Annotated in this window: 21 protein-coding genes; 13 read left to right on the forward strand and 8 right to left on the reverse strand. The window is 59.2% G+C overall.

Features of this window, described 5'->3' with window-relative positions; all coding sequences use genetic code 11:
• Positions 1 to 11: 11 nt before the first annotated feature.
• The 3 genes from menB to menE are packed head-to-tail and all read left to right on the forward strand — an operon-like array spanning position 12 to position 3,207.
• Positions 12 to 869, forward strand: coding sequence for a 1,4-dihydroxy-2-naphthoyl-CoA synthase (gene menB / locus KHQ23_RS22625; RefSeq protein WP_002913098.1), 858 nt, complete (start codon positions 12 to 14; stop codon positions 867 to 869).
• Positions 869 to 1,834 (forward strand): o-succinylbenzoate synthase, encoded by a 966-nt coding sequence (gene menC, locus KHQ23_RS22630; protein ID WP_004214603.1) that lies wholly within the window; start codon positions 869 to 871, stop codon positions 1,832 to 1,834. Before menB ends, menC begins: the two co-directional genes overlap by 1 nt.
• Positions 1,831 to 3,207, forward strand: a complete 1,377-nt coding sequence (gene menE, locus KHQ23_RS22635) for an o-succinylbenzoate--CoA ligase (RefSeq protein ID WP_029602056.1) — start codon at positions 1,831 to 1,833, stop codon at positions 3,205 to 3,207. The genes menC and menE overlap by 4 nt, the downstream gene beginning before the upstream one ends.
• Positions 3,208 to 3,262: 55 nt before the next feature.
• Here menE and nudI read toward each other — a convergent pair whose 3' ends face one another.
• Positions 3,263 to 3,688, reverse strand: a complete 426-nt coding sequence (nudI, locus tag KHQ23_RS22640) for a nucleoside triphosphatase NudI (RefSeq protein WP_004175023.1) — start codon at positions 3,686 to 3,688, stop codon at positions 3,263 to 3,265.
• A 137-nt stretch (positions 3,689 to 3,825) separates the two neighbouring features.
• Between nudI and KHQ23_RS22645 the strand changes: the two genes are divergently transcribed.
• The 7 genes from KHQ23_RS22645 to yfaU all read left to right on the forward strand — a co-directional run bounded on the left by KHQ23_RS22645 (position 3,826) and on the right by yfaU (position 11,239).
• Complete coding sequence (locus KHQ23_RS22645; RefSeq protein WP_004180717.1) at positions 3,826 to 4,767, forward strand: Rpn family recombination-promoting nuclease/putative transposase; 942 nt, start codon at positions 3,826 to 3,828, stop codon at positions 4,765 to 4,767.
• Positions 4,768 to 5,041: 274 nt separating this feature from the next.
• On the forward strand, positions 5,042 to 5,584 hold the full coding sequence (locus KHQ23_RS22650) for a YfaZ family outer membrane protein (protein WP_002913070.1): 543 nt from the start codon (positions 5,042 to 5,044) through the stop codon (positions 5,582 to 5,584).
• A gap of 102 nt (positions 5,585 to 5,686) precedes the next feature.
• Positions 5,687 to 6,883 (forward strand): nicotinamide mononucleotide deamidase-related protein YfaY, encoded by a 1,197-nt coding sequence (locus tag KHQ23_RS22655; protein ID WP_032417375.1) that lies wholly within the window; start codon positions 5,687 to 5,689, stop codon positions 6,881 to 6,883.
• Positions 6,884 to 7,087: 204 nt separating this feature from the next.
• Positions 7,088 to 7,873 carry an IclR family transcriptional regulator gene (locus KHQ23_RS22660; protein WP_002913046.1) on the forward strand — a complete coding sequence of 262 codons (786 nt, stop codon included), beginning with the start codon at positions 7,088 to 7,090 and terminating at the stop codon, positions 7,871 to 7,873.
• Between the two features lie 10 nt (positions 7,874 to 7,883).
• Positions 7,884 to 9,089: an L-rhamnonate dehydratase gene (gene rhmD / locus KHQ23_RS22665; RefSeq protein WP_004175029.1), complete on the forward strand. Its 1,206-nt coding sequence runs from the start codon at positions 7,884 to 7,886 to the stop codon at positions 9,087 to 9,089.
• Between the two features lie 42 nt (positions 9,090 to 9,131).
• On the forward strand, positions 9,132 to 10,421 hold the full coding sequence (locus KHQ23_RS22670) for an MFS transporter (protein ID WP_047693693.1): 1,290 nt from the start codon (positions 9,132 to 9,134) through the stop codon (positions 10,419 to 10,421).
• A gap of 14 nt (positions 10,422 to 10,435) precedes the next feature.
• Positions 10,436 to 11,239: a 2-keto-3-deoxy-L-rhamnonate aldolase gene (gene yfaU / locus KHQ23_RS22675; RefSeq protein ID WP_002913043.1), complete on the forward strand. Its 804-nt coding sequence runs from the start codon at positions 10,436 to 10,438 to the stop codon at positions 11,237 to 11,239.
• Between the two features lie 21 nt (positions 11,240 to 11,260).
• On the opposite strand, the gene glpC is transcribed toward yfaU, so the two are convergent.
• Genes glpC through glpA form a run of 3 tightly spaced genes read right to left on the reverse strand, consistent with a single transcriptional unit; the run spans position 11,261 to position 15,310 of the window.
• Positions 11,261 to 12,439, reverse strand: coding sequence for an anaerobic glycerol-3-phosphate dehydrogenase subunit GlpC (glpC, locus tag KHQ23_RS22680; protein WP_002913041.1), 1,179 nt, complete (start codon positions 12,437 to 12,439; stop codon positions 11,261 to 11,263).
• Entirely contained in the window at positions 12,436 to 13,698 is a 1,263-nt protein-coding gene (gene glpB, locus KHQ23_RS22685; RefSeq protein ID WP_211776933.1) for a glycerol-3-phosphate dehydrogenase subunit GlpB, read from the reverse strand. The genes glpC and glpB overlap by 4 nt, the downstream gene beginning before the upstream one ends.
• Positions 13,688 to 15,310 carry an anaerobic glycerol-3-phosphate dehydrogenase subunit A gene (glpA, locus tag KHQ23_RS22690; RefSeq protein ID WP_002913020.1) on the reverse strand — a complete coding sequence of 541 codons (1,623 nt, stop codon included), beginning with the start codon at positions 15,308 to 15,310 and terminating at the stop codon, positions 13,688 to 13,690. Before glpA ends, glpB begins: the two co-directional genes overlap by 11 nt.
• Positions 15,311 to 15,581: 271 nt before the next feature.
• Between glpA and glpT the strand changes: the two genes are divergently transcribed.
• Together glpT and glpQ are read left to right on the forward strand one after the other, a co-directional pair.
• Positions 15,582 to 16,928 (forward strand): glycerol-3-phosphate transporter, encoded by a 1,347-nt coding sequence (gene glpT, locus KHQ23_RS22695; protein WP_002913019.1) that lies wholly within the window; start codon positions 15,582 to 15,584, stop codon positions 16,926 to 16,928.
• A 9-nt stretch (positions 16,929 to 16,937) separates the two neighbouring features.
• Entirely contained in the window at positions 16,938 to 18,008 is a 1,071-nt protein-coding gene (glpQ, locus tag KHQ23_RS22700; RefSeq protein ID WP_009484780.1) for a glycerophosphodiester phosphodiesterase, read from the forward strand.
• Positions 18,009 to 18,471: 463 nt separating this feature from the next.
• Here glpQ and yfaE read toward each other — a convergent pair whose 3' ends face one another.
• The 4 genes from yfaE to ubiG form a co-directional block, all read right to left on the reverse strand.
• Complete coding sequence (yfaE, locus tag KHQ23_RS22705) at positions 18,472 to 18,726, reverse strand: class I ribonucleotide reductase maintenance protein YfaE (RefSeq protein ID WP_002913017.1); 255 nt, start codon at positions 18,724 to 18,726, stop codon at positions 18,472 to 18,474.
• Positions 18,726 to 19,856: a class Ia ribonucleoside-diphosphate reductase subunit beta gene (gene nrdB / locus KHQ23_RS22710; RefSeq protein ID WP_004140835.1), complete on the reverse strand. Its 1,131-nt coding sequence runs from the start codon at positions 19,854 to 19,856 to the stop codon at positions 18,726 to 18,728. The genes yfaE and nrdB overlap by 1 nt, the downstream gene beginning before the upstream one ends.
• 101 nt (positions 19,857 to 19,957) lie before the next feature.
• Positions 19,958 to 22,243, reverse strand: a complete 2,286-nt coding sequence (gene nrdA / locus KHQ23_RS22715; protein ID WP_002913016.1) for a class 1a ribonucleoside-diphosphate reductase subunit alpha — start codon at positions 22,241 to 22,243, stop codon at positions 19,958 to 19,960.
• A 344-nt stretch (positions 22,244 to 22,587) separates the two neighbouring features.
• On the reverse strand, positions 22,588 to 23,316 hold the full coding sequence (gene ubiG, locus KHQ23_RS22720; RefSeq protein WP_002913014.1) for a bifunctional 2-polyprenyl-6-hydroxyphenol methylase/3-demethylubiquinol 3-O-methyltransferase UbiG: 729 nt from the start codon (positions 23,314 to 23,316) through the stop codon (positions 22,588 to 22,590).
• Positions 23,317 to 23,462: 146 nt separating this feature from the next.
• Here ubiG and gyrA point away from each other — a divergent pair, with 146 nt between their 5' ends.
• A complete protein-coding gene (gene gyrA / locus KHQ23_RS22725; protein ID WP_004140833.1) occupies positions 23,463 to 26,096 on the forward strand; it encodes a DNA topoisomerase (ATP-hydrolyzing) subunit A in 2,634 nt (877 codons plus the stop codon).
• The last annotated feature ends 57 nt before the right edge of the window (positions 26,097 to 26,153 follow it).

Consider the following 26,153-nt stretch of genomic DNA (forward strand, 5'->3'; position numbering starts at 1 on the left):
AAGGACATTCTATGATCTCTCTTGATGAAGCAATGCTCTACGCCCCCGTTGAATGGCACGATTGCTCCGAAGGCTATACCGATATTCGCTATCACAAATCGACTGACGGGATTGCCAAAATCACCATTAATCGTCCGCAGGTGCGCAACGCCTTCCGCCCGCTGACCGTCAAAGAGATGATCCAGGCGCTGGCGGATGCCCGGTATGACGACAATATCGGCGTCATCGTGCTGACTGGTGAAGGTGAGAAAGCCTTCTGCGCCGGCGGCGACCAGAAAGTCCGCGGCGACTACGGCGGCTATCAGGACGACTCCGGCGTTCATCATCTTAACGTGCTCGACTTCCAGCGTCAGATCCGCACCTGCCCGAAACCGGTGGTCGCGATGGTGGCCGGCTACTCTATCGGCGGCGGTCACGTGCTGCATATGATGTGCGATCTGACTATCGCGGCGGAAAACGCCATCTTCGGCCAGACCGGGCCAAAAGTCGGCTCTTTCGACGGCGGCTGGGGCGCCTCCTATATGGCGCGGATCGTCGGGCAGAAAAAAGCGCGCGAAATCTGGTTCCTGTGCCGCCAGTATGACGCTCAGCAGGCGCTGGACATGGGGCTGGTGAATACCGTGGTACCGCTGGCGGATCTGGAAAAAGAGACCGTGCGCTGGTGTCGTGAAATGCTGCAGAACAGCCCGATGGCCTTGCGCTGCCTGAAAGCGGCGCTGAACGCCGACTGCGACGGCCAGGCTGGTCTGCAGGAGCTGGCGGGCAACGCCACCATGCTGTTCTATATGACGGAAGAGGGGCAGGAAGGACGCAACGCCTTCAACCAGAAACGTCAGCCGGACTTCAGCAAATTTAAACGGAATCCATAATGCGCGTTTCGCAGGTTTACCGCTGGCAGATACCGATGGACGCGGGCGTGGTGCTGCGCGAGCGGCGGTTAAAAACCCGCGACGGGCTGTTCATCCGCCTGCAGGAGGGTGAACGCGAAGGCTGGGGCGAAATTTCTCCCCTGCCGGGATTCAGTGTCGAGACGCTGGAAGAGGCGCAAATGGCGCTGTTAGCGTGGGCACAGGCCTGGCGCGACGGCGCCGAGCCGCCGCTTCCCACGCAGCCCTCCGTCGCGTTTGGCATCAGCTGCGCGCAGGCGGAGCTTGGCGGCGAACTACCGCAGGCCGCGGATTATCGCGCGGCGCCGCTCTGCTCCGGCGATCCGGATGAGCTATTCGCCAGACTGGCGGCGATGCCCGGCGAGAAGGTCGCTAAGGTCAAAGTTGGCCTCTGGGAGGCGGTCCGCGACGGTATGGTGGTCAATCTGCTGCTGGAGGCGATCCCCGATCTGCAGCTGCGGCTCGATGCCAACCGCGCCTGGACGCCGCTCAAAGCGCAACAGTTCGCCAAATACGTTAATCCGGCGTACCGCCAGCGCATTGCTTTTCTTGAAGAACCTTGCAAAACGCGGGAGGATTCTCGGGCCTTTAGCCGCGAGACAGGGATCGCTATCGCCTGGGATGAAAGCTTGCGCGAGGCGGATTTCCGCTTTGTCGCCGAGCCGGGGGTGCGTGCGGTGGTGATCAAACCGACGCTAACCGGCAGTTTGCAGAAGGTGCAGCAACAGGTCGCCGCGGCGCATGCGCTGGGGTTGAGCGTAGTGATCAGCTCGTCGATCGAGTCCAGCCTTGGGTTAACCCAGCTGGCGCGGGTTGCCGCCTGGCTGACGCCGCAGACCATCCCCGGACTCGATACGCTGGCGCTGATGGGCGCCCAGCTGGTACGGCCGTGGCCCGAAAGTGCGCTGCCGGTGCTCAACATTGATGCGCTGGAGCCGCTGCTGTGACCTTTAACGACTGGCCCTGGCGGCATTGGCGTCAGCGGCGCGGAGAGGCCCTCGCCTTACGTCTGAATAACCAGCCGCTGACCTGGCGGGAGCTATGCGCGCGGGTTGACGCGCTGGCGTCTGGTTTTGCCGCGCAGGGCGTAATGGAAGGGCAGGGCGTGGCGCTCCGGGCCTATAACCAGCCGGAAACTCTGCTGGCATGGCTGGCGCTGCTACAGTGCGGGGCGCGGGTGCTGCCGCTGAATCCGCAGCTGCCAGCGGTGTTGCTGCAGGCGTTGTTACCCGCGTTAACCATGCAGCATCAGCTGGTGCTGAATGGCGATGTGTTGCCGGGGAATTTACCGATGTTAACCCTGCAGTTGGTCGAGGGCGAGCATGCTGCTTGCTGGCATGGCGATCGGTTGGTGTCGATGACGTTGACCTCCGGTTCAACCGGCCTGCCGAAAGCGGCGGTACATAGCGCCAACGCCCATCTGGCCAGCGCGGCTGGCGTGCTGGCGCTGATGCCGTTTGCCGCAGGAGATGACTGGCTGCTGTCGCTGCCGTTGTTCCATGTCTCCGGTCAGGGGATCGTCTGGCGCTGGCTGCTGGCCGGCGCGCGACTCACGGTACGTGACAAACAGCCGCTGGCGCAGATGCTGCACGGCTGTACCCATGCTTCGCTGGTGCCGACTCAGCTATGGCGCCTGCTGAATGATGATGCTGCGGTTTCCCTCAAGGCGGTGCTGCTCGGCGGCGCGTCGATCCCGGTCGAATTGACTGAACGGGCGCGAAAGCAGGGCATACGCAGCTTCTGCGGCTATGGCCTCACCGAATTCGCCTCCACCGTGTGTGCCAAAGAGGCCGACGGCGCTGCGGATGTTGGCGAAGCGCTGCCGGGGCGAGAGGTGAAAATTGTCGCCGGCGAGATCTGGCTGCGGGCGTCGAGTATGGCCGCAGGCTACTGGCGGGATGGTCAATTGTTGTCATTAACCAACAATGAAGGCTGGTTTGCGACGCGCGATCGCGGAGCATTGCATAACGGTCGGCTGACGGTTGTTGGGCGACTGGATAACCTCTTTTTTAGCGGTGGAGAAGGTATTCAACCGGAAGAGGTCGAGCGTGTGATACTCGCCCATCCACAGGTACAGCAGGTGTTTATCGTGCCGCTGGATGATGCGGAATACGGCCAGCGCCCGGTAGCGGTGGTGGAATGCGATGACGGCTGCGAGTTGAGCGCGCTGGCGGCATGGAGCGCTGAGCGGTTAGCGCGTTTTCAGCAGCCGGTGCGTTGGCTGCGGTTGCCGGAAACGTTAAAAAACGGCGGGATTAAGATTTCGCGCCGGGCGCTGTGCGAGTGGGTCAGGCAGCAGACGCATGCGACCGTATCGTAGCCACCCGCATTATCCCGCGGCATAACGCCGGGTGGGTTGAACGCGGTATGCTGGACTAAAGTAGCCCTTTCAGGCTGAGAGTAACGCGGGTGGCGGCATTAAGATCGTAGTTTTTGAGATCTTCGGCTTTGACCCAGGCGTAATCGTCAAACTCCTCGTTGATCGTCACATCGCGATTGGCGCTCACGCAGTTGAAGATGAGATAGATCATGTAGATCGTTTCCTGATGCCCGTCGGGGTAGGTTTTGACGCGGGTATCGTCGCGAAAGCACCATGGCGCGATATGGGTAAGGATGAGTTTTTCGCCGAGCTCTTCGCGTATTTCCCGCCGCAGCGCCTCTTCAATACGTTCCCCTGGCTCCACGCCGCCGCCGGATAAGGCCCATTGCCCCGGAAAAACCCCGCGGTCGGCGGCCATTTTGCAAAGCAGATAATGGCCTTCATTCTCGATCAGCGGGCAAACAATCGTCCTGTGGCGCATGGGTTTTCTCCTGCAGAGGGATGGGGCGGTATGCTGGTGAAATAGTTTGCGAGCCGCCTCGGTAAACTGCAAGCGAAATACAGTTCAGGTCTTGTTGAGTGCTACGTTAAGCGAAAATGATTGTATGGAGCACCGCCATGGAACGGGCGACGAATTCCCCCCACGATGCTGTATTTAAACACCTGCTGTCGCATCGGGCGACGGCCAGGGATTTTCTGGACATTCACCTTCCCGCACCGCTGCGCGCGTTATGTAACCTGAACACGCTGCGGCTGGAGTCCGGGAGCTTTATCGACGACGAACTGCGGGCGAGTCATTCCGATATCCTTTACTCGCTGCAAACGCAGGCGGGGGAGGGCTATATCTATCTGTTGATAGAGCACCAAAGCTCGGCGGACCGCCATATGGCATTTCGCCTGATGCGCTATGCGATAGCCGCGATGCAGCGTCATCTGGATAAAGGGCATACGCAGCTGCCGCTGGTTATCCCGCTGCTGTTTTATCATGGTCGCGTTTCTCCCTGGCCTTACCCGATGTGCTGGCTGGCAGGCTTTGCCGATCCGGACATCGCGCGGCGGATCTATGGTGAAGATTTTCCCTTAATTGATATCACTAGCACCCCGGACGATGAAATCATGCGCCACCGGCGCGTGGCGATGCTGGAGCTGCTGCAGAAGCATATTCGCCAGCGGGATTTGATGGACCTGCATGAGCAGCTGGTCAGGCTCCTGGCGCTGGGATACACTAGCCGCAGGCAGCTTAAGACGCTGTTGCACTATTTATTACAGGCAGGAAACGCCGCCGATCCGGTTGCTTTTTTGCGCCATCTTGCGCAAAACGTCCCCCGGCGGCCGCATAAGGAGACGCTAATGAATATTGCCCAGTTTCTGGAACAACGCGGCCATCAGCAAGGATTAAAGCAAGGTCTTGAACAAGGTCTACAGCAAGGTATCGAGCAAGGTGAGCAGCAGACCGCGGAGCGTATCGCCCGGGCGATGCTTGCTAACGGACTCGACCTGTCGCTGGTGGCGAAACTGACCGGCCTCGCCCCGGAATGTCTGGCCCGGCTGCAGCATTAATTATTCCCTTATCCACCCGCGCCGCGCCGATCGTGCGGCGCCAGCTCTCTGTTTTCGTCAATGTGTCAGCGTTAATCATAATAAACATGAATATTACTGGCGTTGAATAGGCTGTTCGTGGTTCTGGCAACGCTCGATGCCGTAAAAATACGCAACTGGTTACACTCTTGTGAAAATTCATTTCGCCAGGTCATTGATTCCTGATGGGTGCGCAGTAGAATTTTCAGGTTTTTTCGGGACTTCTTTGATTTTAATTTTCTGGATAGAGTAAATAATGAAAAAAAGCATTTTTATGGCGCTGGCGGGCGTGATGATGGTTTCTTCGGCGGCCCATGCGATTAGCGTTACCGGTGAAGCCGGCGAGCATTACACCAACCTTGGCGTCGGCTTCGGCACCGAGTCCACCGGCCTGGCCGTTTCGGGTAACTGGCTGCACAGCGATAACGACGGCGACGCCGCGGGTTTAGGCCTGGGACTCAATATTCCGCTGGGGCCGTTCCTCGCGACCGTGGGTGGTAAAGGTATTTACACCAATCCGAAACAGGGCGATGAAGGTTATGCGGCCGCGGTCGGCGGCGGCCTGCAGTGGAAAATCGGCGACAGCTTCCGCCTGTACGGCGATTATTACTACTCTCCGGATTCGCTCTCCAGCGGCATTGATAGCTACCAGGAAGCCAACGTCGGCGCCAGCTGGACCATTATGCGTCCGCTTAGCATCCAGGCCGGCTACCGTTACCTGAACCTGGCGGGCAAAGATGGCAACCGCGATAACACCATCGCCGACGGCCCATACATCGGTGCCAGCGCCAGCTTCTAATCTCTTCCGGCGCGGCATCTTCTTGCTGCGCCAGATTTTCCTCCTCGTCAGCATCCCGCTTTGCGTTATAGTATTTCTCACCTGGCAGGCAAGGAGTGAGCAATGTTGAATGTGGAAATGCTGTCCACCGGCGATGAAGTGTTGCATGGTCAAATCGTTGATACCAATGCGGCATGGCTGGCGGATTTCTTTTTTAATCAGGGTTTACCGTTAACGCGCCGCAATACCGTTGGCGACGATCTCGATGCGCTGGTGGCGATTCTGCGCGAACGCAGCGAACAGGCGGATGTGCTGATCGTCAACGGCGGCCTCGGCCCAACCAGCGACGACCTGAGCGCGCTGGCCGCCGCCACTGCGAAAGGCGAAGGGCTTATTTTGCATCCGGAGTGGCTGGAAACCATGACCCGCTTTTTTGCCGAGCGCGGCAGGCCGATGGCGGAAAGCAACCGTAAGCAGGCGGAAATCCCGGCCAGCGCTGAGATGATCAACAACCCGGTCGGTACGGCCTGTGGCTTTGCCATCCAGCTCAACCGCTGCCTGATGTTTTTCACTCCCGGGGTCCCCTCTGAATTTAAGGTGATGGTCGAGCAGGAAATTTTACCGCGCCTGCGCCAGCGCTTTACGCTGCCGGACCCGCCGGTATGCCTGCGTATGACCACCTTTGGCCGCTCGGAGAGCGAGCTGGCGCAAAGTCTTAATCCGCTGACGCTGCCTCCGGGCGTGGTGATGGGTTACCGCTCGTCGATGCCGATCATTGAACTCAAGCTAACCGGACCGGCCAACCAGCGCGATGCCATGCTGGCCCTGTGGCCGGAGGTGCGTAAGGTGGCTGGCGACAGCCTGATTTTCGAAGGCACGGAAGGGTTACCGGCGCAGATCGCCCGCTGTCTGCAGGAGCGGCAGCTGAGCCTGACGCTCAGCGAGCAGTTTACCGGCGGCCTGCTGGCGCTCCAGCTGTCCCGCGCCGGCGCGCCGCTGCTGGCCAGCGAAGTCGTTCCGGCGCAGGAGGAGACGCTGGCGCAGGCGGCCCGCTGGGCGGCCGAGCGGCGCATAAACCATTTTGCCGGCCTGGCTCTGGCGGTGAGCGGTCAGGAAAACGATCATCTTAACGTGGCCCTGGCCACCCCGGACGGCACCTTCGCACTGCGGGTGAAGTTTAGCGCCACCCGCCACAGCCTGGCGGTACGCCAGGAAGTCTGCGCTATGATGGCGTTAAACATGCTGCGTCGCTGGCTGAATGGCCAACCGCTGGCCAGCGAACATGGCTGGATTAACGTGGTGGATTCCCTCTCGCTGTAAGTCATTCCCCCCGGCGCACCGTATCCTCGGGGCGCCGGTCGTCCAACCTGTTGTACTCTTCTGAAAAAATTCTGTGCGTTAAGTCGCAATTTTCTGCTGCGAACGGTCCAGTATACGGGAAAACGATTGCCCCGCGATGTCGCTCACACTTTACCGCCCGGACAATCGCAACACTGATTCCAGTATTCAGGATTGGAGTCCAGTATGTTGGAATCAACGAAAGTCCCGGCGCTGACCCGCGCGATTGAGATCCTCAATTTAATTGGCCGCATCGGCCCCTGCAGCGCGGCGACGATAATAGCGGAGCTGGGGATCCCGAAAAGCACGGTGTATCTGCTGCTGGGCGAGCTGAAAAAGCAGCGCTTCATCAGTATGGATAATCAGGATAACTACTGCCTGTGGACCAAGCTGGTGGAGCTGGCCGGGCAGGCGCTGAGCAAAATGGACCTGCGCGAGCTGGCGCGGCCGCGCCTCACCCGGCTGATGGATGAGTGCGGCCTGCTTTGTCACTTGGGCATTATCGATCAGGGTAACGCCTACTACATTCTGAAAATTGAGTCTCCCGCCACCATCAGCGTGCGCTCGCATGAGGGTAAGAGCCTGTCTCTTTACCGCTCCGGGATCGGCAAATGTTTGCTGGCCTGGCAGCCCGCCAGCGTTCAGGCGTCGATTATCGAAGACCTACAGTGGGAGCGGGCCACGCCAACGACCATCACCGATGCTCAACAGCTGCGGGAAGAGCTGGGGCGGATCCGCGCCCGGGGCTGGAGCTTTGATAATGGCGAGGACTATCCGGATGTGCGCTGCGTGGCTGCCCCGGTATTTAACGCCAATAACGACCTGACCGCCGCCATCTCGGTGGTGGGTACCCGTCTGCAAATCAATGAAGACAATCGCGATTACCTGGCTGGTAAGGCGATTGCCTGCGCGAAAGATATTTCACGTCTGCTGGGGTGGAAAAGCCCCTTCGAACAACTCGCCTCATCATAAGGAGAACATCATGACCCTACCGAAAATTAAACACGTCCGCGCCTGGTTCATCGGCGGCGCCACAGCAGAGCAGGGCGCCGGCGGCGGCGATTACCATGACCAGGGGGCTAACCACTGGATTGACGATCATATCGCCACCCCGATGAGCAAATATAAACAGTATGAGCAGTCCCGGCAGTCGTTTGGCATCAACGTGCTGGGCACGCTGATTGTGGAAGTGGAAGCCGACAACGGACAGACCGGCTTTGCGGTGTCGACGGCCGGGGAGATGGGCTGCTTTATCGTCGAAAAACATCTCAACCGCTTTATCGAAGGCAAATGCGTCAGCGATATCAAACTGATCCATGACCAGATGCTTAACGCCACCCTTTACTACGCGGGATCCGGCGGCCTGGTGATGAATACCATCTCCTGTGTCGACCTGGCGCTGTGGGACCTGTTCGGGAAAGTGGTTGGCCTGCCGGTCTACAAACTGTTGGGTGGGGCGGTGCGCGACGAAATCCAGTTCTATGCCACCGGCGCACGTCCGGACCTGGCGCAGGAGATGGGCTTTATCGGCGGCAAAATGCCTACCCACTGGGGGCCGCACGATGGCGACGCCGGGATCCGCAAAGACGTCGCCATGGTGGCGGATATGCGCGAAAAATGCGGCCCGGATTTCTGGTTAATGCTGGACTGCTGGATGAGCCAGGACGTTAACTATGCCACCAAACTTGCCCATGCCTGCGCCCCTTATAACCTCAAGTGGATCGAAGAGTGCCTGCCGCCGCAGCAGTATGAAGGCTATCGCGAGCTGAAGCGCCAGGCGCCTGCCGGGATGATGGTGACCAGCGGCGAGCACCACGGCACGCTGCAGTCCTTCCGCACCCTGTCGGAAACCGGCATCGATATTATGCAGCCCGACGTCGGCTGGTGCGGCGGCTTAACCACCCTGGTGGAGATCGCGGCCATCGCCAAAGCGCGCGGGCAGCTGGTAGTGCCCCACGGCTCGTCGGTTTACTCACATCATGCGGTGATCACCTTCACCAACACGCCGTTCAGTGAGTTTCTGATGACCAGTCCGGACTGCGCCACGCTGCGCCCGCAGTTCGACCCGATCCTGCTCGGCGAGCCGGTGCCGGAGAGAGGGCGCATTCATAAATCGGTCCTGGATAAACCCGGCTTTGGCGTCGAGCTCAATCGCGACTGCAACCTGAAGCGTCCTTATCAACACTGATTGCGTCGGGCCGCCCGGCGGCACGCGCCTGAGGATATTATGATGAGCAACACTCTGCTGGAGAGCGTGGTGAAGAAAAACCGCGCCCGCTTAATCTCCTTTATGCTGGCGCTGTACGTGCTGGCGTTTCTTGACCGTTCTAATATCGGTTTCGCCAAAGAGACCTACCAGCTGGATACCGGACTCAGCAATGAGGCCTACGCGCTGGGGGCCGGTATCTTCTTTGTGGTCTATGCCTTCCTCGGGGTGCCGGCCAATCTGCTGATGCGCACATTTGGCGCCAGGCGATGGATCGGCTGCACCACGCTGCTGTGGGGCGTGCTGTCGGCGGCGATGGCGTGGGCGGATACGGAAGCGAAATTCCTGCTGGTACGTACCCTGCTGGGCGCGGCGGAGGCGGGCTTCTTTCCCGGAATGATCTACCTCACTTCACAGTGGTTTCCCCAGCAAAACCGCGCCAGCATTATGGGGCTGTTTTATATGGGCGCGCCGCTGGCCCTGACGCTGGGATCGCCTTTATCCGGTGCGCTGCTGGAGATGCATGGATTTATGGGCCATCCCGGCTGGTTCTGGATGTTTGTCATTGAAGGCCTGCTCGCCGTCGCCGCGGGAGCGTTCACCTTCTTCTGGCTGGACGATTCGCCGCAGCATGCCCGCTTCCTGAGCGCAGCGGAGAAACAGGCGCTGATAAGCGAGCTGGCGCGCGAGGAGGAGAAAAAGATTGCCTCGCGCCTGTCCGATGCGCTGCGTAACGGGCGGGTCTGGCAGCTGGCGCTGATTTATCTGACCATTCAGGTGGCGGTCTATGGTCTGATTTTCTTCCTGCCCACCCAGGTTGCTGCGCTGCTGGGCACCAAAGTCGGCTTCGTTGCCTCGGTGGTGACGGCCATCCCGTGGGTGGCGGCGCTGTTTGGCACCTGGCTTATCCCTCGCTACTCCGATCGCACCGGCGAGCGACGCAATATTGCCGCCCTGACGCTGCTGGCGGCGGCGGTCGGGATTGCAGTGTCCGGACTGGTGGCGCCGGTGCTGGCTATCATCGCGCTGTGCGTGGCGGCGGTCGGGGTGATCGCCGTGCAGCCGGTCTTCTGGACGATGCCGACGCAGCTGCTGTCCGGCACGGCGCTGGCCGCAGGGATTGGCTTTGTTAACCTGTTTGGCGCCATCGGTGGTTTTCTGGCGCCGATCGTGCGCGTGCAGGCCGAAACGTTGTTCGCCAGCAGCGCCGCCGGACTGTTAACCCTGGCCGGCGTCGCCATTGTCGGGGTGGTCATTATCTTTTCATTGAGCCTTACCCGCGCGGTACCCCAGCGCGGCAGCGTACAGCATTGAATAAAGGAATCGCTATGAACGCACTGTTATCTAACCCCTTCAAACGGGGATTATTACGCGGTGAGACGCAAATCGGCCTGTGGCTGAGCTCCACCTCATCCTACATGGCGGAGATCGCTGCGACGTCGGGATACGACTGGCTGCTGATCGACGGCGAGCATGCCCCGAACACTATTCAGGACCTTTATCATCAGCTGCAGGCGATTGCCCCCTATGCCAGCCAGCCGGTCATTCGCCCGGTCGAGGGCAACCGCAGCCTGATAAAACAGGTGCTGGATATTGGCGCCCGAACCTTGCTGGTGCCGATGGTCGATACCGCCGAGCAGGCTCGGGAGGTGGTCTCAGCGACCCGTTATCCCCCCATCGGGAGCCGCGGCGTTGGCGCCGGCGTGGCGAGAGCGGCGCGCTGGGGAAGGGTGGAGAATTATATGGCGGAGGCAAATGACGAACTTTGTCTGCTGATTCAGGTCGAGAGCCGAACCGCGCTGGAGAACCTGGACGCTATTCTCGAGGTGGACGGCATTGACGGGGTGTTCATCGGTCCGGCGGATCTCTCCGCCTCGCTGGGCTACCCGGACGATGCCGGTCACCCTGACGTGCAGCGGGTGATCGAGCAGAGCATCCGGCGCATTCGCGCGGCGGGGAAAGCGGCCGGATTTCTGGCGGTCGACCCGGCGATGGCGGAAAAATGTCTTGCCTGGGGGGCCAACTTTGTCGCCGTCGGGGTGGATACCATGCTGTATACCCAGGCGCTGGACCGCCGGCTGGCGATGTTTAAATCTGCCAGCGCCCAGCCGCAAGAGAAAACGAGCTATTGACGGCACAGGCTGGCGCTGGGCTCAGACGAGCGCCTGCGCCAGCACCGTCAGCGGATGCTCGCAGCGTTTGCTGGTGGACATCTCAATCTGCCATTTGCAGGTCTCGCAGTCGGTGACGACGAGGTCGGCCCCGCTCTCCTCAATCTGACGGAACAGCGGGGCGCCGATAGCCTGGGATACCGCGTAATTCTCAGTTTTAAACCCGTAGGTGCCTGCGATGCCGCAGCACTGTGAATCCAGCACCTCCAGCTGCAGGCCGGGGATCAGCCGCAGCAGCTCGAGGGTATACAGCGACCAGCCCATCTTTTCCATATGACACGGGGTGTGATAGACCACCTTCAGCGGCAGCGGGCGCAGCGGTAGCGTCCTGCCGGCAGCCAGCTGTTTCCAGATCCAGCGGGTGGCAAGCTCGACGCGATCGCGAAGATCGCTGTTATCGACATCGAGGAGATGGGGGTATTCATCACGTAGCGTAAAGGCGCAGGTCGAGGAGGTGGCAATGATCGGTAGCGTGTTTTCCCGCATCGCGGCGACGTTGCTCTGCGCCTGCTTACGCGCCTTGTCGAAAAAACCGTTGGCGATCAGCGGTACGCCGCAGCATTTTTCTTTTGATAACAACTGCACCCCGGTACCCAGCGCGTTGACGACGCGAATCAGATCTTTACCCAACTGTGGATGGTTATAGTTGACGTAGCAGCCATGAAAGAAAGCCACCTGTTCGCTGTACTGCTTCTGACGGGCGGCGAGCTGGCGGTAAGCGCGGCGGAAGGTGCCGAAACCATATTTCGGCAGCGTACGCCGGTGATCGATGTTGAGCGTCGCGTCGAGCAGACGGCGCACCGGTTTTAAGCCGGTGGCGGCGTTGACCAGGGGGGCAAAGGGGGTGGAAAGGGTACCCATCAGGTCGGTATGGCTGAGGATGGCGTCGCGCAGGGTCGGCTTTTGCTGGCCGTACTGTGCCCGGGCGCGTTGAATGATATCGCCAATTTTCACATCCGACGGGCAGGCGACCTCGCAGCGCTTGCAGTTAATGCAGTACTTCAGCGCCTCGTCGTACAGCGCGCCATCCTTCAGACGCAGGCGTTCGCCGTCCGGCCCCGCTTGTTTCGGGCCGGGATAGCGCGGATTGACCCGACTTACCGGGCAGGTGGTGGTACAGACCGTGCACTTAATGCAGCTTTCAAAACGGGTATCGTTCATGGCCGGCCTCCGGCAAGGGCGTGGATCTGTCTGGCGGCGTGCAGCGCGGTAACGGCGCAGACGCCGCCGCCACAGCCGAGCTGAATGGCATCGAACCCGCCGAGCAATGAGCCGATGGCGAACAGATTATGGAACGGCTGCCCGCCCAGCAGGGGGCGCAGCAGCAGGGCATCGGTTTTCACGCCGAAGCGCTGCCACGGTTGTGAGGCGAAGAAATCGCGCTGGTACCAGCTTTCCCGTGGCAGAGTCTGGTGAAGGTCGAGGCCGAGGATCGGCTCGCGCACGCTATCGCGAGTGGCGACAAGACCGTTGCTGAAAAAGCTGCCGCTGGCCAGCACGGTAAAGCGCGGACGCAGCGCAATATCGCCGTGATTTCGCGTCCAGACCGCCTCGACGGCGTTCTGTCGATGGCTGATTTTCACCACCTCATCGCCTGCGAGCCAGGCGCCGCCCTCGCGAATGAACTGGCGTTGCAGCTGAGAATGCAAACGCATCCCGGGAACCGAGGGCGGCAGCGTCGGCAGCAGACGCAGCGGGCAGGGTAGACGCGCCTGCAGCCAGTGGTACAGGCGATCGTCGGCGAGGCCAAAACAGGCGGGCATGATCAGCAGGTCATACTGCTGCGCCAGCGGTAGCAGCGCTGCATGCAGGGCCGGCCACATATTCTCATCATCCAGGACGCGGGCGATATTGGCGGCGCGAAACTCGGTCGGGTTATCACGCAGCACATCCAGCAGCGGTAACTCGATTTCCACCGCCGCGGCGGTAACTCCGTGTTGACCGAGCGCGGCGGCGGCGAGATGCGGCTGAAAATCAGCAAAGCCGCTGATCCCCACCAGACAGGCGCCCTGCGACGGCAGGGGCTCGACAGGCACCTCAAGGGGCGACAGCCATGCCGGGCGCAACGTCCCCAGCGGCGTTACCCGCCGGTGCGGCCGGCGCGCATCGCCCTGCATCACCGCGCCGCAGGCGGCCAGCAGGGCTTCGGTCTGCGTAGCGTATTCGAGTACCGCCTCGGCGCCGAGCCGGGAATAAGGGTGTTCAGGAAGCTGTTCAGCGAGTTGCTGCAGACCTTGTGCGACGTCAGTGACGTGATCGCCGTTGGGCAGCGCCGAGAGCAGGTCTAACGACGCGGAGGAAAAATGCAGCGCGCTCTGCCCGCGGCTGATGATGACGCTGCGCAGGCCGTGCTGATTCAGGGCCAGCCCGCACAGCAGGCCGGCGAGCCCGCCGCCAATAATCGCGCAATCAAACTTCATCCCGGTGCTCCTGTGGCAATCCGCACAGGCCGAGGTAGACCCAGCGGGTGAATTCGCTTTCGCGCAGCGCATCGCCCCAGGCGATGGGCTGCACGCCCTTCCAGCGTTCATTGAGAAATTCCGAGAGCTGGGTTAACGACTGCGCGGGCGTGGTGACGTTAAAGCGCTGCAGCAGGCCGGCAGCGCGGCAGGCGCAGAGTTCCCCCTGACAGGTCCCCATGCCAATCCGGGTGCGGCGGCGCAGGTCGAGCAGGGTGTTGACCGCCAGGTTTTCCACCGCGTATTTCACTTCACCGGCAGTGACGGCTTCACATTCGCAGACCAGGCTACGGTGCTGGCGGCTGTCGCCAAGCCAGGACGGGGTGCGATCGCCGTGACGGTAGACGGCCGAGCCGCGCAGCGGGGTGGGGAGGGAGATAATCTTTTGCAGGGTACTTTCCGTTGGCTCCTGTGAACCGGGCAGCGGGGCTTCGGCCGTGGTACAGGGGGTGGTGTTTCCCAGCTTACGACAGACGGCGTCGGTGGCCCACTCGGCCATCAGGCGATAGGTCATCAGCTTGCCGCCGGTGATGGTAATGAAGCCTTCCATACCGTCACGCTGGGCATGGTCGAGCAGGACGATGCCGCGGCTGACGCTGCGCCCGCTGGGATCGTTATCGCTGGCCACCAGCGGGCGGACGCCGGAGTAGGCGCGGAGGATCCGGGTGCGGCCCATGACCGGCGCCAGCTTTTCCCCTTCGCGCAGCAGGGTATCGACCTCCGCCGCTGTTACCCGGTTGTCGTCAATTTCGTCATAAGGAATATGCATTGAGGTAGTGCCGATCAGCGAGATGGTATCGCCGGGCACCAGAATATCGGCGTCGGCCGGCTTACGGCAGCGGTTGATCACCAGGTTGTTAATCCGATGATCGAGGATCAGCAGCGATCCCTTCGCCGGGAACATGGTGATGCGCAGGTCGGCATATTCCGCAATACGCTGCCCCCAGATCCCGGCGGCGTTAACCACCATCCCGGCGTACAGAGTGCGGGCCTGGTGAAGTTGGCGGTCGTATACCTGGACGCCGCAGACGCGATCGCCCCGGCGCAGCAGGCCTGTTACTTCGCAGCCGGTAAGGATCTGCGCGCCGTGTTCGCGGGCGTCGAGCATATTGGCCGCGGTGAGGCGAAACGGGTCGATGGTACCGTCCGGGACCTGCACCGCGCCCAGCAGCGTCGGGTTGACGGCGGGCTCCCGGCGCAGCGCTTCCTGCGGCGAGAGCGGCGTGGCCTCTATGCCTGCCTGCTGACAGGCGTCGATAAAGGTTTGCTGCCATGCCAGGTCATCTTCAGGCAGGGTGATAAACAGCCCATTGGTCGGTTCAATACAGTGGCGGGCGATGCGGCGCAGGATGCGGTTCTCACTGATGCATTCGCGGGCGGATTCGTTGTCGGTCACCGCGTAGCGGGCGCCGCTGTGCAGCAGTCCATGATTCCGGCCGGTCGCCCCGGTGGCGATATCATGGCGCTCAATGAGCAGCGTTCGTAATCCGCGCCGGGCGCAGTCGCGGGCGATACCGGCGCCGGTTGCTCCGCCGCCGATGATAATGACCTCGCTATCAAGACGTCCCGTCATCTTCAGCTCCTCTGCTTTCGTTTAACGCCATTTAGCCACAATTAGTAAGGTTATTGTTTGATTTCGAGCATATTCGCGCGTTATTTGAGCGTGTTATGTGATTTCGTGCTCACATTGGAACGTTTTGTCATATTTCTGTAACAAATTGTGCGATGTTTCACAGTATCAACTCTACGTATTGCCTACCATCGCGACCATATTTGAAGTTGGTGATTAATCTGGGATTTTGTCGTGACGTCAGTAGAAAACAGCAAGGGCCACGGAGGCTGATATGTTAAGTATTTTTAAACCCGCCGCGCATAAAGCGCGTTTGCCAGCAGCGGAGATTGACCCGCTATATCGCCGATTACGCTGGCAGATTTTTATTGGCATCTTTTTTGGTTATGCCGCCTACTATTTGGTTCGTAAGAACTTTGCCCTGGCGATGCCTTATCTTATCGAGCAGGGGTTCTCTCGTGGCGACCTCGGCTTCGCCCTTTCCGGTATCTCCATCGCCTATGGATTTTCGAAATTCATCATGGGATCGGTCTCTGACCGCTCGAATCCGCGCATTTTCCTGCCGGCTGGCTTGATCCTCGCCGCGCTGGTGATGCTGGTGATGGGCTTCGTGCCGTGGGCGACGTCCAGCATCATGATAATGTTCGTGCTGCTGTTCCTCTGCGGCTGGTTCCAGGGGATGGGCTGGCCGCCGTGTGGTCGTACCATGGTGCACTGGTGGTCGCAGAAAGAGCGCGGCGGGATTGTCTCGGTGTGGAACTGCGCGCATAACGTCGGCGGCGGCATTCCGCCGCTGCTGTTCCTGTTAGGGATGGCGTGGTTTAACGACTGGCACGCGGCGCTGTATATGCCGGCATTCGGCGCCATTCTGCTGGCGATTTTCGCCTTCGCAATGATGCGCGACACCCCGCAGTCCTGCGGTCTGCCGCCGATTGAAGAATATAAAAACGACTACCCGGACGATTACAGCGAAAAGCACGAAGAAGAGCTGACGGCGAAGCAGATCTTTATGCAGTACATTCTGCCGAACAAGCTGCTGTGGTACATCGCTATCGCTAACGTCTTCGTTTATCTGCTGCGCTACGGCATTCTCGACTGGTCGCCGACCTACCTGAAAGAAGTTAAACACTTCGCGCTGGATAAATCCTCCTGGGCCTATTTCCTGTACGAGTACGCGGGGATCCCGGGCACGCTGCTGTGCGGTTGGATGTCGGACAAAGTGTTTAAAGGCAACCGCGGCGCCACCGGCGTGTTCTTTATGACCCTGGTGACCATCGCCACTGTCGTTTACTGGCTGAACCCGCCGGGTAATCCGGGCGTCGATATGGCCTGTATGATCATCATTGGCTTCCTGATCTACGGCCCGGTGATGCTGATTGGTCTGCATGCCCTCGAGCTGGCGCCGAAAAAAGCCGCCGGGACCGCCGCGGGCTTCACCGGCCTGTTCGGCTATCTTGGCGGTTCCGTGGCCGCGAGCGCTATCGTCGGCTACACCGTCGATTTCTTCGGCTGGGACGGCGGCTTTATGGTGATGATCGGCGGCAGCGTGCTGGCGGTTATCCTGCTGGTTATCGTGATGCTCGGTGAACGTCGCCATCACCAACAGCTGAAACAAGCCTAAGGAGCGGCGATGAAAATGAAACTTACCGCGCTGATGAGCGGAATGATTCTGTCCAGTTCGGCGCTGTGCTTCAGCGCGACAGCGGCTGATAAAATGGTCATCGCCCACCGTGGCGCCAGCGGGTATCTGCCGGAACATACCCTGCCGGCGAAAGCGATGGCTTACGCTCAGGGGGCGGATTACCTTGAGCAAGACCTGGTGATGACCAAAGACGACCGGCTGGTGGTGTTACACGACCACTATCTCGATCGGGTGACTGACGTTGCGCAGCGTTTCCCGCAGCGGGCGCGTAAAGATGGCCGTTTCTACGCCATCGACTTTACCCTGGACGAGATTAAGTCGCTGAAGTTCACCGAAGGTTTTGAGCCGAAAAATGGTAAGAACGTGCAAACCTATCCCGGGCGATTCCCGATGGGCAAATCCGATTTCCGTATTCATACCTTTGAAGAGGAGATTGAGTTTGTCCAGGGGCTGAACCATTCAACCGGCAAAAACATCGGTATCTACCCGGAAATCAAAGCACCGTGGTTCCACCACCAGGAAGGCAAAGATATTGCCGCCAGCACATTGAAGGTGCTGAAGGAATATGGCTATACCAGCAAGCAGGATAAGGTTTATCTGCAGTGCTTTGACGCCAACGAGCTCAAACGCATTAAAAATGAGCTGGAGCCGAAGATGGGGATGGATCTCAATCTGGTGCAGCTCATCGCCTATACCGACTGGAATGAAACCCAGCAGAAACAGGCCGATGGTAAGTGGGTGAACTACAGCTATGACTGGATGTTCAAGCCAGGGGCGATGGCGCAGATTGCGCAGTACGCGGACGGCATCGGCCCGGATTACCATATGCTGGTAGCGGAAGGCTCGAAGCCGGGGGCGGTGAAGCTGACGGCGATGGTGAAAGAGGCGCATGCCAGCCATCTGCAGGTGCATCCGTACACCGTGCGCGCGGATCAGTTGCCGGAGTACGCGACTAACGTTAATCAGCTCTATGACGTGCTGTATAACCAGGCGGGCGTCGACGGCTTATTTACCGATTTCCCGGATAAAGCGGTGCAGTTCCTGGACGCGAAACAGTAAAAAGCCGGATGGCGGCTACGCCTTACCCGGCGTACGAACTGCGGTTTTGTTGACACTGTTCTCGGCGTGCAACGATTTCGACCCGGGAATAACGTTTGTTCTATGTTATTTCCTGGAAGATTGCGCTCCCGATATTTCTTCTGCGTTATGCCTTTCATAGCGCAGGGAGCGCACAGGGGGAGGCCAGTCGCCGCCTCCCCCTGTACCCCCGGGCTCCGGCCAGCAAAATCGCCGCTGCGCGGTCCCTTCGACTTATCCCTGCAGGCTTCGGGTCGGGCCGAGGTAGCGTCCATGCAAAACACGGCCCTCAGCCCGCATCCATGCGGGCTGCCCCGGCCTTCCGGGAACGTCTCAGCGATTTTGAGGCCGTCAACACCGGCAGTTTCAGCAGCCCAGGGCGGCAGTGCGTAAACGGCCGGTCCTGGAACAGTAGGTCGGGTAAGCGTAGCGCCACCTGACAAGACTACATCTCGATCTCAATATCGCCTTTCGCCCGGCAGCAGCAGGGCAAAATTTCTCCCGGCTGGATAAAGGCCAGCGGCTCGGTCAGCCAGTCAACCTGGCCGGAGACCAGGCGAGTGCGGCAGGAGCCGCAGTAGCCTTCGCGGCACTGATATTCGACGTCGATATTATGCGACTCCAGCGCCGCCAGCAGGGAAGGGTGTTCATCCTGACACTCAAGGCGAGTGTCAGAGATTTTCAGGAAGATCCGCTTCATTACAGCTGGAAGTTACTCAGATCGTCGGCATCGACTTCAGAATCGATCTGGCCGACGAGATAAGAACTGACTTCCACTTCCTGCGGCGCCACCTGAACGTTGTCGGAGACCAGCCAGGTGTTGATCCATGGGATCGGGTTGGAGCGGGTCTGGAACGGCAGATCGAGGCCCACCGCCTGCATGCGGATATTGGTGATGTACTCGACGTACTGGCAGAGAATATCTTTATTCAGGCCGATCATCGAGCCGTCGCGGAACAGGTAGTCCGCCCACTCTTTCTCCTGCTGCGCCGCCAGCACGAACAGGTCATAGCACTCCTGCTTGCACTCTTCGGCGATTTCCGCCATTTCCGGATCGTCGCTGCCGGAGCGCAGCAGGTTCAGCATATGCTGGGTGCCGGTCAGGTGCAGCGCTTCATCGCGGGCGATCAGGCGGATAATTTTGGCGTTGCCTTCCATCAGTTTGCGTTCGGCAAAGGCGAAGGAGCAGGCGAAGCTGACGTAGAAGCGGATCGCTTCCAGGGCATTAACGCTCATCAGGCACAGATAGAGTTTCTTTTTCAGCTCGCGCAGATTCACGGTCACGGTTTTGCCGTTGACGGTGTGGGTGCCTTCGCCCAGCAGATGCCAGTAGCTGGTCATTTCGATCAGCGAATCGTAATAGTGAGAGATGCCTTCCGCACGTTTCTGGATCTGCTCGTTGGTGACGATGTCGTCGAACACGGTCGCCGGGTCGTTGACGATGTTGCGGATGATGTGAGTGTACGAACGCGAGTGAATGGTCTCGGAGAAGGCCCAGGTTTCTACCCAGGTCTCCAGCTCCGGGATGGAGATCAGCGGCAGCAACGCCACATTCGGGCTACGGCCCTGGATGGAGTCGAGCAGCGTCTGGTACTTCAGGTTGCTGATGAAAATATGTTTTTCATGTTCCGGCAGCGCCTGGTAGTCGATGCGATCGCGGGAAACGTCAACCTCTTCCGGGCGCCAGAAGAAGGAGAGCTGCTTTTCAATCAGCTTTTCAAAGATGTCGTATTTTTGCTGATCGTAGCGGGCCACGTTAACCGGCTGGCCAAAAAACATAGGTTCCAGCAGCTGATCGTTTTTCGTCTGTGAAAAAGTGGTGTATGCCATTGAAGTGAGTCCTGTTGAACTGTATTGCCCGGCAGGAATGGGTTGGCCGGGCCTACACAAACGTAGGCCGGGTAAGCGTAGCGTTACCCGGCAAAAATACCTTAGATCTTACAAGCGCCGCTTTCGCAGCCGTCGTCCTGGATGGACGGGGCCAGGTCATCCTGGGCGTCTTCAGCGCCATCACGGGTGTTGTGATAGTACAGCGTTTTGACGCCGAATTTATAGGCGTTGAGCAGGTCTTTGAGCAACTGCTGCATCGGCACTTTTCCGGACGGGAAGCGCGTCGGATCGTAGTTAGTGTTGGCAGAGATCGACTGGTCGATAAACTTCTGCATGATACCCACCAGCTGCAGATAACCGTCGTTGTTCGGCATCTCCCACAGCAGCTCGTAGGCGTTCTGCAGGTTTTCGTAATCCGGCACCACCTGGCGCAGGATACCGTCCTTGGACGCTTTGATACTCACGTGGCCGCGCGGCGGCTCAATGCCGTTGGTGGCGTTGGAGATCTGCGACGAGGTCTCGGACGGCATCAGCGCGGAGAGAGTGGAGTTGCGCAGGCCGTGGGTTTTAATGGATTCGCGCAATGCTTCCCAGTCGTAGTGCAGGGGTTCGCTGACGATGCCGTCCAGATCTTTCTTATAGGTATCGATCGGCAGGATGCCCTGCGCATAGGTGGTTTCGTTGAACCACGGGCAGGCGCCTTGCTCGATAGCCAGCTCGTTAGAGGCCTTCAGCAGATAGTACTGAATCGCTTCGAACGTTTTGTGCGTCAGGTTGTTGGCGCTGCCGTCGGAGTAGCGTTTGCCATGCTTCGCCAGATAGTAAGCGAAGTTGATCACGCCGATACCCAGCGTACGACGCCCCATCGCACCGCGTTTAGCCGCCGGGATGGGGTAATCCTGATAGTCGAGCAGCGCATCCAGAGCACGCACCGCCAGCACCGCCAGCTCTTCCAGCTCGTCGAGGCTGTCGATAGCCCCGAGGTTGAAGGCCGACAGGGTGCACAGCGCGATTTCGCCGTTTTCGTCGTTGACATCTTCCAGCGGTTTGGTCGGCAGGGCGATCTCCAGGCACAGGTTAGACTGACGTACCGGGGCGACTACCGGATCGAACGGGCTGTGGGTGTTACAGTGGTCGACGTTCTGGATATAGATGCGGCCGGTAGAGGCGCGCTCCTGCATCATCAGCGAGAACAGCTCAACGGCTTTAATACGCTGCTTACGAATGCTGTCGTCCTGCTCGTACTGGGTGTACAGGCGCTCAAACTCGTCCTGATCGGCGAAGAAGGCGTCATACAGGCCCGGGACGTCGGAAGGGCTGAACAGGGTAATATCGCCGCCCTTCAGCAGACGGGTGTACATCAGCTTGTTGATCTGTACCCCGTAGTCCATGTGACGAACGCGGTTGGCGTCGGTACCACGGTTGTTTTTCAGCACCAGCAGGCTTTCCACTTCCAGATGCCACATTGGGTAGAAGAGGGTTGCCGCGCCGCCGCGCACGCCGCCCTGCGAGCAGGATTTCACCGCGGTCTGGAAATGCTTGTAGAACGGAATGCAGCCGGTGTGGAAGGCTTCGCCGCCGCGGATCGGGCTGCCCAGCGCGCGAATGCGCCCGGCGTTGATGCCGATGCCGGCGCGCTGGGAAACGTATTTCACAATCGCGCTGGAGGTGGCGTTGATGGAATCCAGGCTGTCGCCGCACTCGATCAGCACGCAGGAGCTGAACTGACGGGTTGGGGTACGCACGCCGGACATGATCGGCGTCGGCAGCGAGATTTTAAAGGTGGACACCGCGTCGTAGAAACGCTTGATATAGTCCAGACGCGTTTCGCGCGGATAGTTCGAGAACAGGCAAGCGGCGACCAGAATATAGAGGAACTGCGCGCTCTCATAAATTTCGCCGGTGACGCGGTTTTGTACCAGATACTTGCCTTCCAGCTGCTTAACGGCTGCGTAGGAGAAGTTCATGTCGCGCCAGTGGTCGAGGAAACCGTCCATCTGCTGGAACTCTTCTTCCGTGTAGTCTTCCAGCAGATGATGATCGTATTTACCTTTCTCGACCATCTTCACCACGTGATCGTAGAGCGCCGGCGGCTCAAACTGACCGAAGGCTTTTTTACGCAAATGGAAAATCGCCAGACGCGCGGCGAGGTACTGGTAATCCGGTGCGTCGCGGGAGATCAGATCCGCAGCGGCTTTAATAATGGTTTCGTGGATGTCCGCGGTTTTGATGCCGTCATAGAACTGGATATGGGAGCGCAGCTCTACCTGGGAAATCGAAACGTTATTCAGTCCTTCTGCCGCCCAATCCAGTACGCGATGGATTTTGTCGAGATTGATGCGCTCGGTGGTCCCGTCGCGCTTTGTCACCAGCAGACTCTGATTCATGTGGATTTTACCTGTCCGTGAAAGAAAATATCCCCCGTTTATCCACAGAAGGCCGTTGTGACTAACTCTGTGGATAAATACTATATGTAGGGGGTTGTCGATAAAAGAAACGCTATATGGTGAGTATTTTAGTAAGGAATCTTTTGAGTACAAGGGTTGATTTTGACGTTAAATTGAGGTTGCGGAAGGGTAATAATCCGCAAGTCCACGTCGCATAAGGCCTGGAGAAGAAGTCAATAAAACAGAAAAAAAAATGAAAATTTGATCGAGTGCTGATTTCTTCATCGGAAGAAATAATCACGCGGCTTGATGCCGCGCAATCATCATAAGCGGAGGTGCTGACCTCAGTCCTGTTTGGCGGTGGTATGCAACATATAGTTAACATCAACCCCCGGCGCTAACTTGAAGGTATTGGTCAGCGGATTGTAATGCAGACCGATGATATGCTGCTCTTTCAGAGTAGTCTGATCTACCCAGCCCAGCAGCTCGGCCGGCTTGATAAACTTCTTCACATCATGAGTGCCTTTGGGCACCATCTTCATGACATATTCCGCCCCGACTACCGCCATCAGCCAGGCCTTGCCGTTGCGGTTGATGGTGGAGAAGAAGACCTGGCCGCCGGGCTTCACTAACCGCGCGCAGGCGTGCACCACCGACTGCGGGTCGGGGACGTGCTCCAGCATCTCCATGCAGGTCACGACGTCATACTGCTGGGGATGCTTCGCGGCATGTTCCTCAACTGTTTCCTGAACATAGTCTACCTGAATACCGCTCTCCAGGGCGTGCAGCCTGGCGACCTGCAGCGGTTCGGCCCCCATGTCCAGCCCGGTGACCGTCGCGCCTTCGCGCGCCATGCTCTCGGCGAGGATGCCGCCGCCGCAGCCGACATCGAGGACTTTTTTACCGAACAGGCCGCCGGAGCGTTCGGCAATATAGCCCAGCCGCAGCGGGTTGATGCGGTGGAGCGGTTTGAACTCGCCCTCCAGATCCCACCAGCGCGAGGCGACGGCTTCGAATTTGGCGATTTCAGCATGATCGACGTTAGGGGCTACCGACGTTTTTTCGGCATTCATGGGCGCTTTTACTCCTTTTCTGTTCAGACCTGCGAGTATATCAGCAGCGCGCCATGAATAAACCGTATTGCTTTACCTCTATTAGCGCGGCTGTGTTATAATTTGCGACCTTTGAATCCGGGATACAGTAGAGGGATAGCGGTTAGATGAGCGACCTTGCGAGAGAAATTACACCGGTCAACATTGAGGAAGAGCTTAAGAACTCTTATCTGGATTATGCGATGTCGGTCATTGTTGGCCGTGCGCTGCCGGATGTCCGAGATGGCCTGAAGCCGGTACACCGTCGCGTACTTTACGCCATGAACGTATTGGGCAATGACTGGAACAAAGCCTATAAAAAATCAGCCCGTGTCGTTGGTGACGTAATCGGTAAATACCACCCGCACGGCGACTCCGCGGTATACGACACCATCGTGCGTATGGCGCAGCCGTTCTCGCTGCGTTACATGCTGGTGGACGGCCAGGGTAACTTTGGTTCCATCGACGGCGACTCCGCCGCGGCGATGCGTTATACCGAAATTCGTCTGGCGAAAATCGCTCATGAGCTGATGGCCGATCTTGAAAAAGAGACGGTCGATTTCGTCGACAACTATGACGGTACGGAGCGTATTCCGGACGTCATGCCGACCAAAATTCCTAACCTGCTGGTGAACGGCGCCTCCGGGATCGCCGTAGGGATGGCCACCAACATACCGCCGCATAACCTGACGGAAGTGATTAACGGCTGTCTGGCGTATGTTGACGATGAAGACATCAGCATTGAAGGGCTGATGGCGCATATTCCTGGCCCTGATTTCCCGACCGCCGCCATTATCAATGGCCGTCGCGGCATCGAAGAGGCCTATCGCACCGGTCGCGGTAAAGTGTACATCCGCGCGCGCGCGGAAGTGGAAGTGGACGCGAAATCCGGCCGCGAAACCATCATCGTGCACGAAATTCCGTATCAGGTGAACAAAGCGCGCCTGATCGAGAAAATCGCCGAGCTGGTCAAAGAAAAACGCGTGGAAGGCATCAGCGCGCTGCGTGACGAGTCTGATAAAGACGGGATGCGCATCGTGATTGAAGTGAAGCGCGATGCGGTAGGGGAAGTGGTGCTTAACAACCTCTATTCCCAGACCCAGCTGCAGGTCTCCTTCGGCATCAACATGGTAGCTCTGCACCATGGTCAGCCGAAGATCATGAACCTGAAGGACATCATCGCCGCGTTTGTACGCCACCGCCGTGAAGTGGTGACCCGTCGTACGATTTTCGAACTGCGCAAAGCGCGCGACCGGGCGCATATCCTCGAAGCGCTGGCCGTTGCGCTGGCCAACATCGACCCGATTATCGAACTGATCCGTCGCGCGCCGACCCCGGCAGAAGCGAAAACGGCGCTGGTTGCCCAGGCGTGGGATCTCGGTAACGTCGCGGCGATGCTGGAGCGCGCCGGGGATGACGCCGCGCGTCCGGAATGGCTGGAGCCAGAGTTCGGCGTGCGCGACGGTAAATACTACCTGACCGAGCAGCAGGCTCAGGCGATTCTGGATCTGCGTCTGCAGAAACTGACCGGCCTTGAGCATGAAAAACTGCTCGACGAATATAAAGAGCTGCTGGAGCAAATCGCAGAGCTGCTGCACATTCTCGGCAGCGCCGACCGTCTGATGGAAGTGATTCGCGAAGAGCTGGAGCTGATCCGCGACCAGTTCGGCGACGAACGTCGTACCGAAATCACCGCCAACAGCGCTGATATTAACATCGAAGATCTGATCAACCAGGAAGATGTGGTGGTCACCCTGTCGCATCAGGGGTATGTGAAGTATCAGCCGCTGACCGACTACGAAGCACAGCGTCGTGGCGGTAAAGGCAAATCAGCAGCGCGCATTAAAGAAGAAGACTTTATCGACCGCCTGCTGGTGGCTAACACCCATGACACCATCCTCTGCTTCTCAAGCCGCGGCCGTCTGTACTGGATGAAGGTCTATCAGCTGCCGGAAGCCAGCCGCGGCGCGCGCGGTCGGCCGATCGTCAACCTGCTGCCGCTGGAAGCCGATGAGCGCATCACCGCCATCCTGCCGGTCCGCGAGTACGAAGAGGGCGTCAACGTCTTTATGGCGACCGCCAGCGGTACCGTGAAGAAAACCGCGCTGACCGAGTTCAGCCGTCCGCGTTCCGCCGGTATCATCGCGGTCAACCTGAACGAAGGCGATGAGCTGATCGGCGTCGATCTGACCTCTGGTCAGGATGAAGTGATGCTGTTCTCCGCGGCCGGTAAGGTTGTACGCTTCAAGGAAGACGCCGTTCGCGCCATGGGCCGTACCGCCACCGGCGTACGCGGTATTAAGCTTGCGGAAAACGACAGCGTCGTCTCGCTGATTATTCCACGCGGCGAAGGCGCGATCCTGACGGTGACGCAAAACGGTTACGGTAAACGTACCGCGGCGGCGGAGTATCCGACCAAGTCGCGTGCCACCCAGGGCGTTATTTCGATCAAAGTCACCGAGCGTAACGGTTCCGTGGTCGGCGCCGTGCAGGTGGATGACTGCGATCAGATCATGATGATCACCGACGCCGGGACGCTGGTGCGTACCCGCGTTTCCGAAGTGAGCATCGTGGGCCGTAACACCCAGGGCGTGATCCTCATCCGCACCGCGGAAGATGAAAACGTGGTGGGTCTGCAGCGCGTGGCTGAGCCGGTGGATGATGAAGAGCTGGATGCCATCGACGGTAGCGCGGCGGAAGGCGATGACGATATCGCCCCGGAAGCGGATACCGATGACGACATCGCCGAAGACGAAGAATAATCGTCCGAGGTAAATGTTCTGGAAGGGCCGGGTATTTTCCCGGCCCTTTTTGCATTA

It is taken from the genome of Klebsiella sp. 64 (assembly GCF_018223915.1).
GTDB classification, from domain to species: Bacteria; Pseudomonadota; Gammaproteobacteria; order Enterobacterales; family Enterobacteriaceae; genus Klebsiella; species Klebsiella pneumoniae.

Coding starts and splice junctions, on each gene's coding strand:
- nrdA (WP_002913016.1), bottom strand. CDS start 22,243: ATGAATCAGAGTCTGCTGGTGACAAAGCGCGACGGGACCACCGAGCGC.
- menC (WP_004214603.1), top strand. CDS start 869: ATGCGCGTTTCGCAGGTTTACCGCTGGCAGATACCGATGGACGCGGGC.
- glpA (WP_002913020.1), bottom strand. CDS start 15,310: ATGACGGGACGTCTTGATAGCGAGGTCATTATCATCGGCGGCGGAGCA.
- glpT (WP_002913019.1), top strand. CDS start 15,582: ATGTTAAGTATTTTTAAACCCGCCGCGCATAAAGCGCGTTTGCCAGCA.
- ubiG (WP_002913014.1), bottom strand. CDS start 23,316: ATGAATGCCGAAAAAACGTCGGTAGCCCCTAACGTCGATCATGCTGAA.
- gyrA (WP_004140833.1), top strand. CDS start 23,463: ATGAGCGACCTTGCGAGAGAAATTACACCGGTCAACATTGAGGAAGAG.
- KHQ23_RS22650 (WP_002913070.1), top strand. CDS start 5,042: ATGAAAAAAAGCATTTTTATGGCGCTGGCGGGCGTGATGATGGTTTCT.
- KHQ23_RS22645 (WP_004180717.1), top strand. CDS start 3,826: ATGGAACGGGCGACGAATTCCCCCCACGATGCTGTATTTAAACACCTG.
- menB (WP_002913098.1), top strand. CDS start 12: ATGATCTCTCTTGATGAAGCAATGCTCTACGCCCCCGTTGAATGGCAC.
- glpB (WP_211776933.1), bottom strand. CDS start 13,698: ATGAAGTTTGATTGCGCGATTATTGGCGGCGGGCTCGCCGGCCTGCTG.
- rhmD (WP_004175029.1), top strand. CDS start 7,884: ATGACCCTACCGAAAATTAAACACGTCCGCGCCTGGTTCATCGGCGGC.
- nrdB (WP_004140835.1), bottom strand. CDS start 19,856: ATGGCATACACCACTTTTTCACAGACGAAAAACGATCAGCTGCTGGAA.
- nudI (WP_004175023.1), bottom strand. CDS start 3,688: ATGCGCCACAGGACGATTGTTTGCCCGCTGATCGAGAATGAAGGCCAT.
- glpC (WP_002913041.1), bottom strand. CDS start 12,439: ATGAACGATACCCGTTTTGAAAGCTGCATTAAGTGCACGGTCTGTACC.
- KHQ23_RS22655 (WP_032417375.1), top strand. CDS start 5,687: ATGTTGAATGTGGAAATGCTGTCCACCGGCGATGAAGTGTTGCATGGT.
- glpQ (WP_009484780.1), top strand. CDS start 16,938: ATGAAAATGAAACTTACCGCGCTGATGAGCGGAATGATTCTGTCCAGT.
- yfaE (WP_002913017.1), bottom strand. CDS start 18,726: ATGAAGCGGATCTTCCTGAAAATCTCTGACACTCGCCTTGAGTGTCAG.
- yfaU (WP_002913043.1), top strand. CDS start 10,436: ATGAACGCACTGTTATCTAACCCCTTCAAACGGGGATTATTACGCGGT.
- KHQ23_RS22660 (WP_002913046.1), top strand. CDS start 7,088: ATGTTGGAATCAACGAAAGTCCCGGCGCTGACCCGCGCGATTGAGATC.
- KHQ23_RS22670 (WP_047693693.1), top strand. CDS start 9,132: ATGAGCAACACTCTGCTGGAGAGCGTGGTGAAGAAAAACCGCGCCCGC.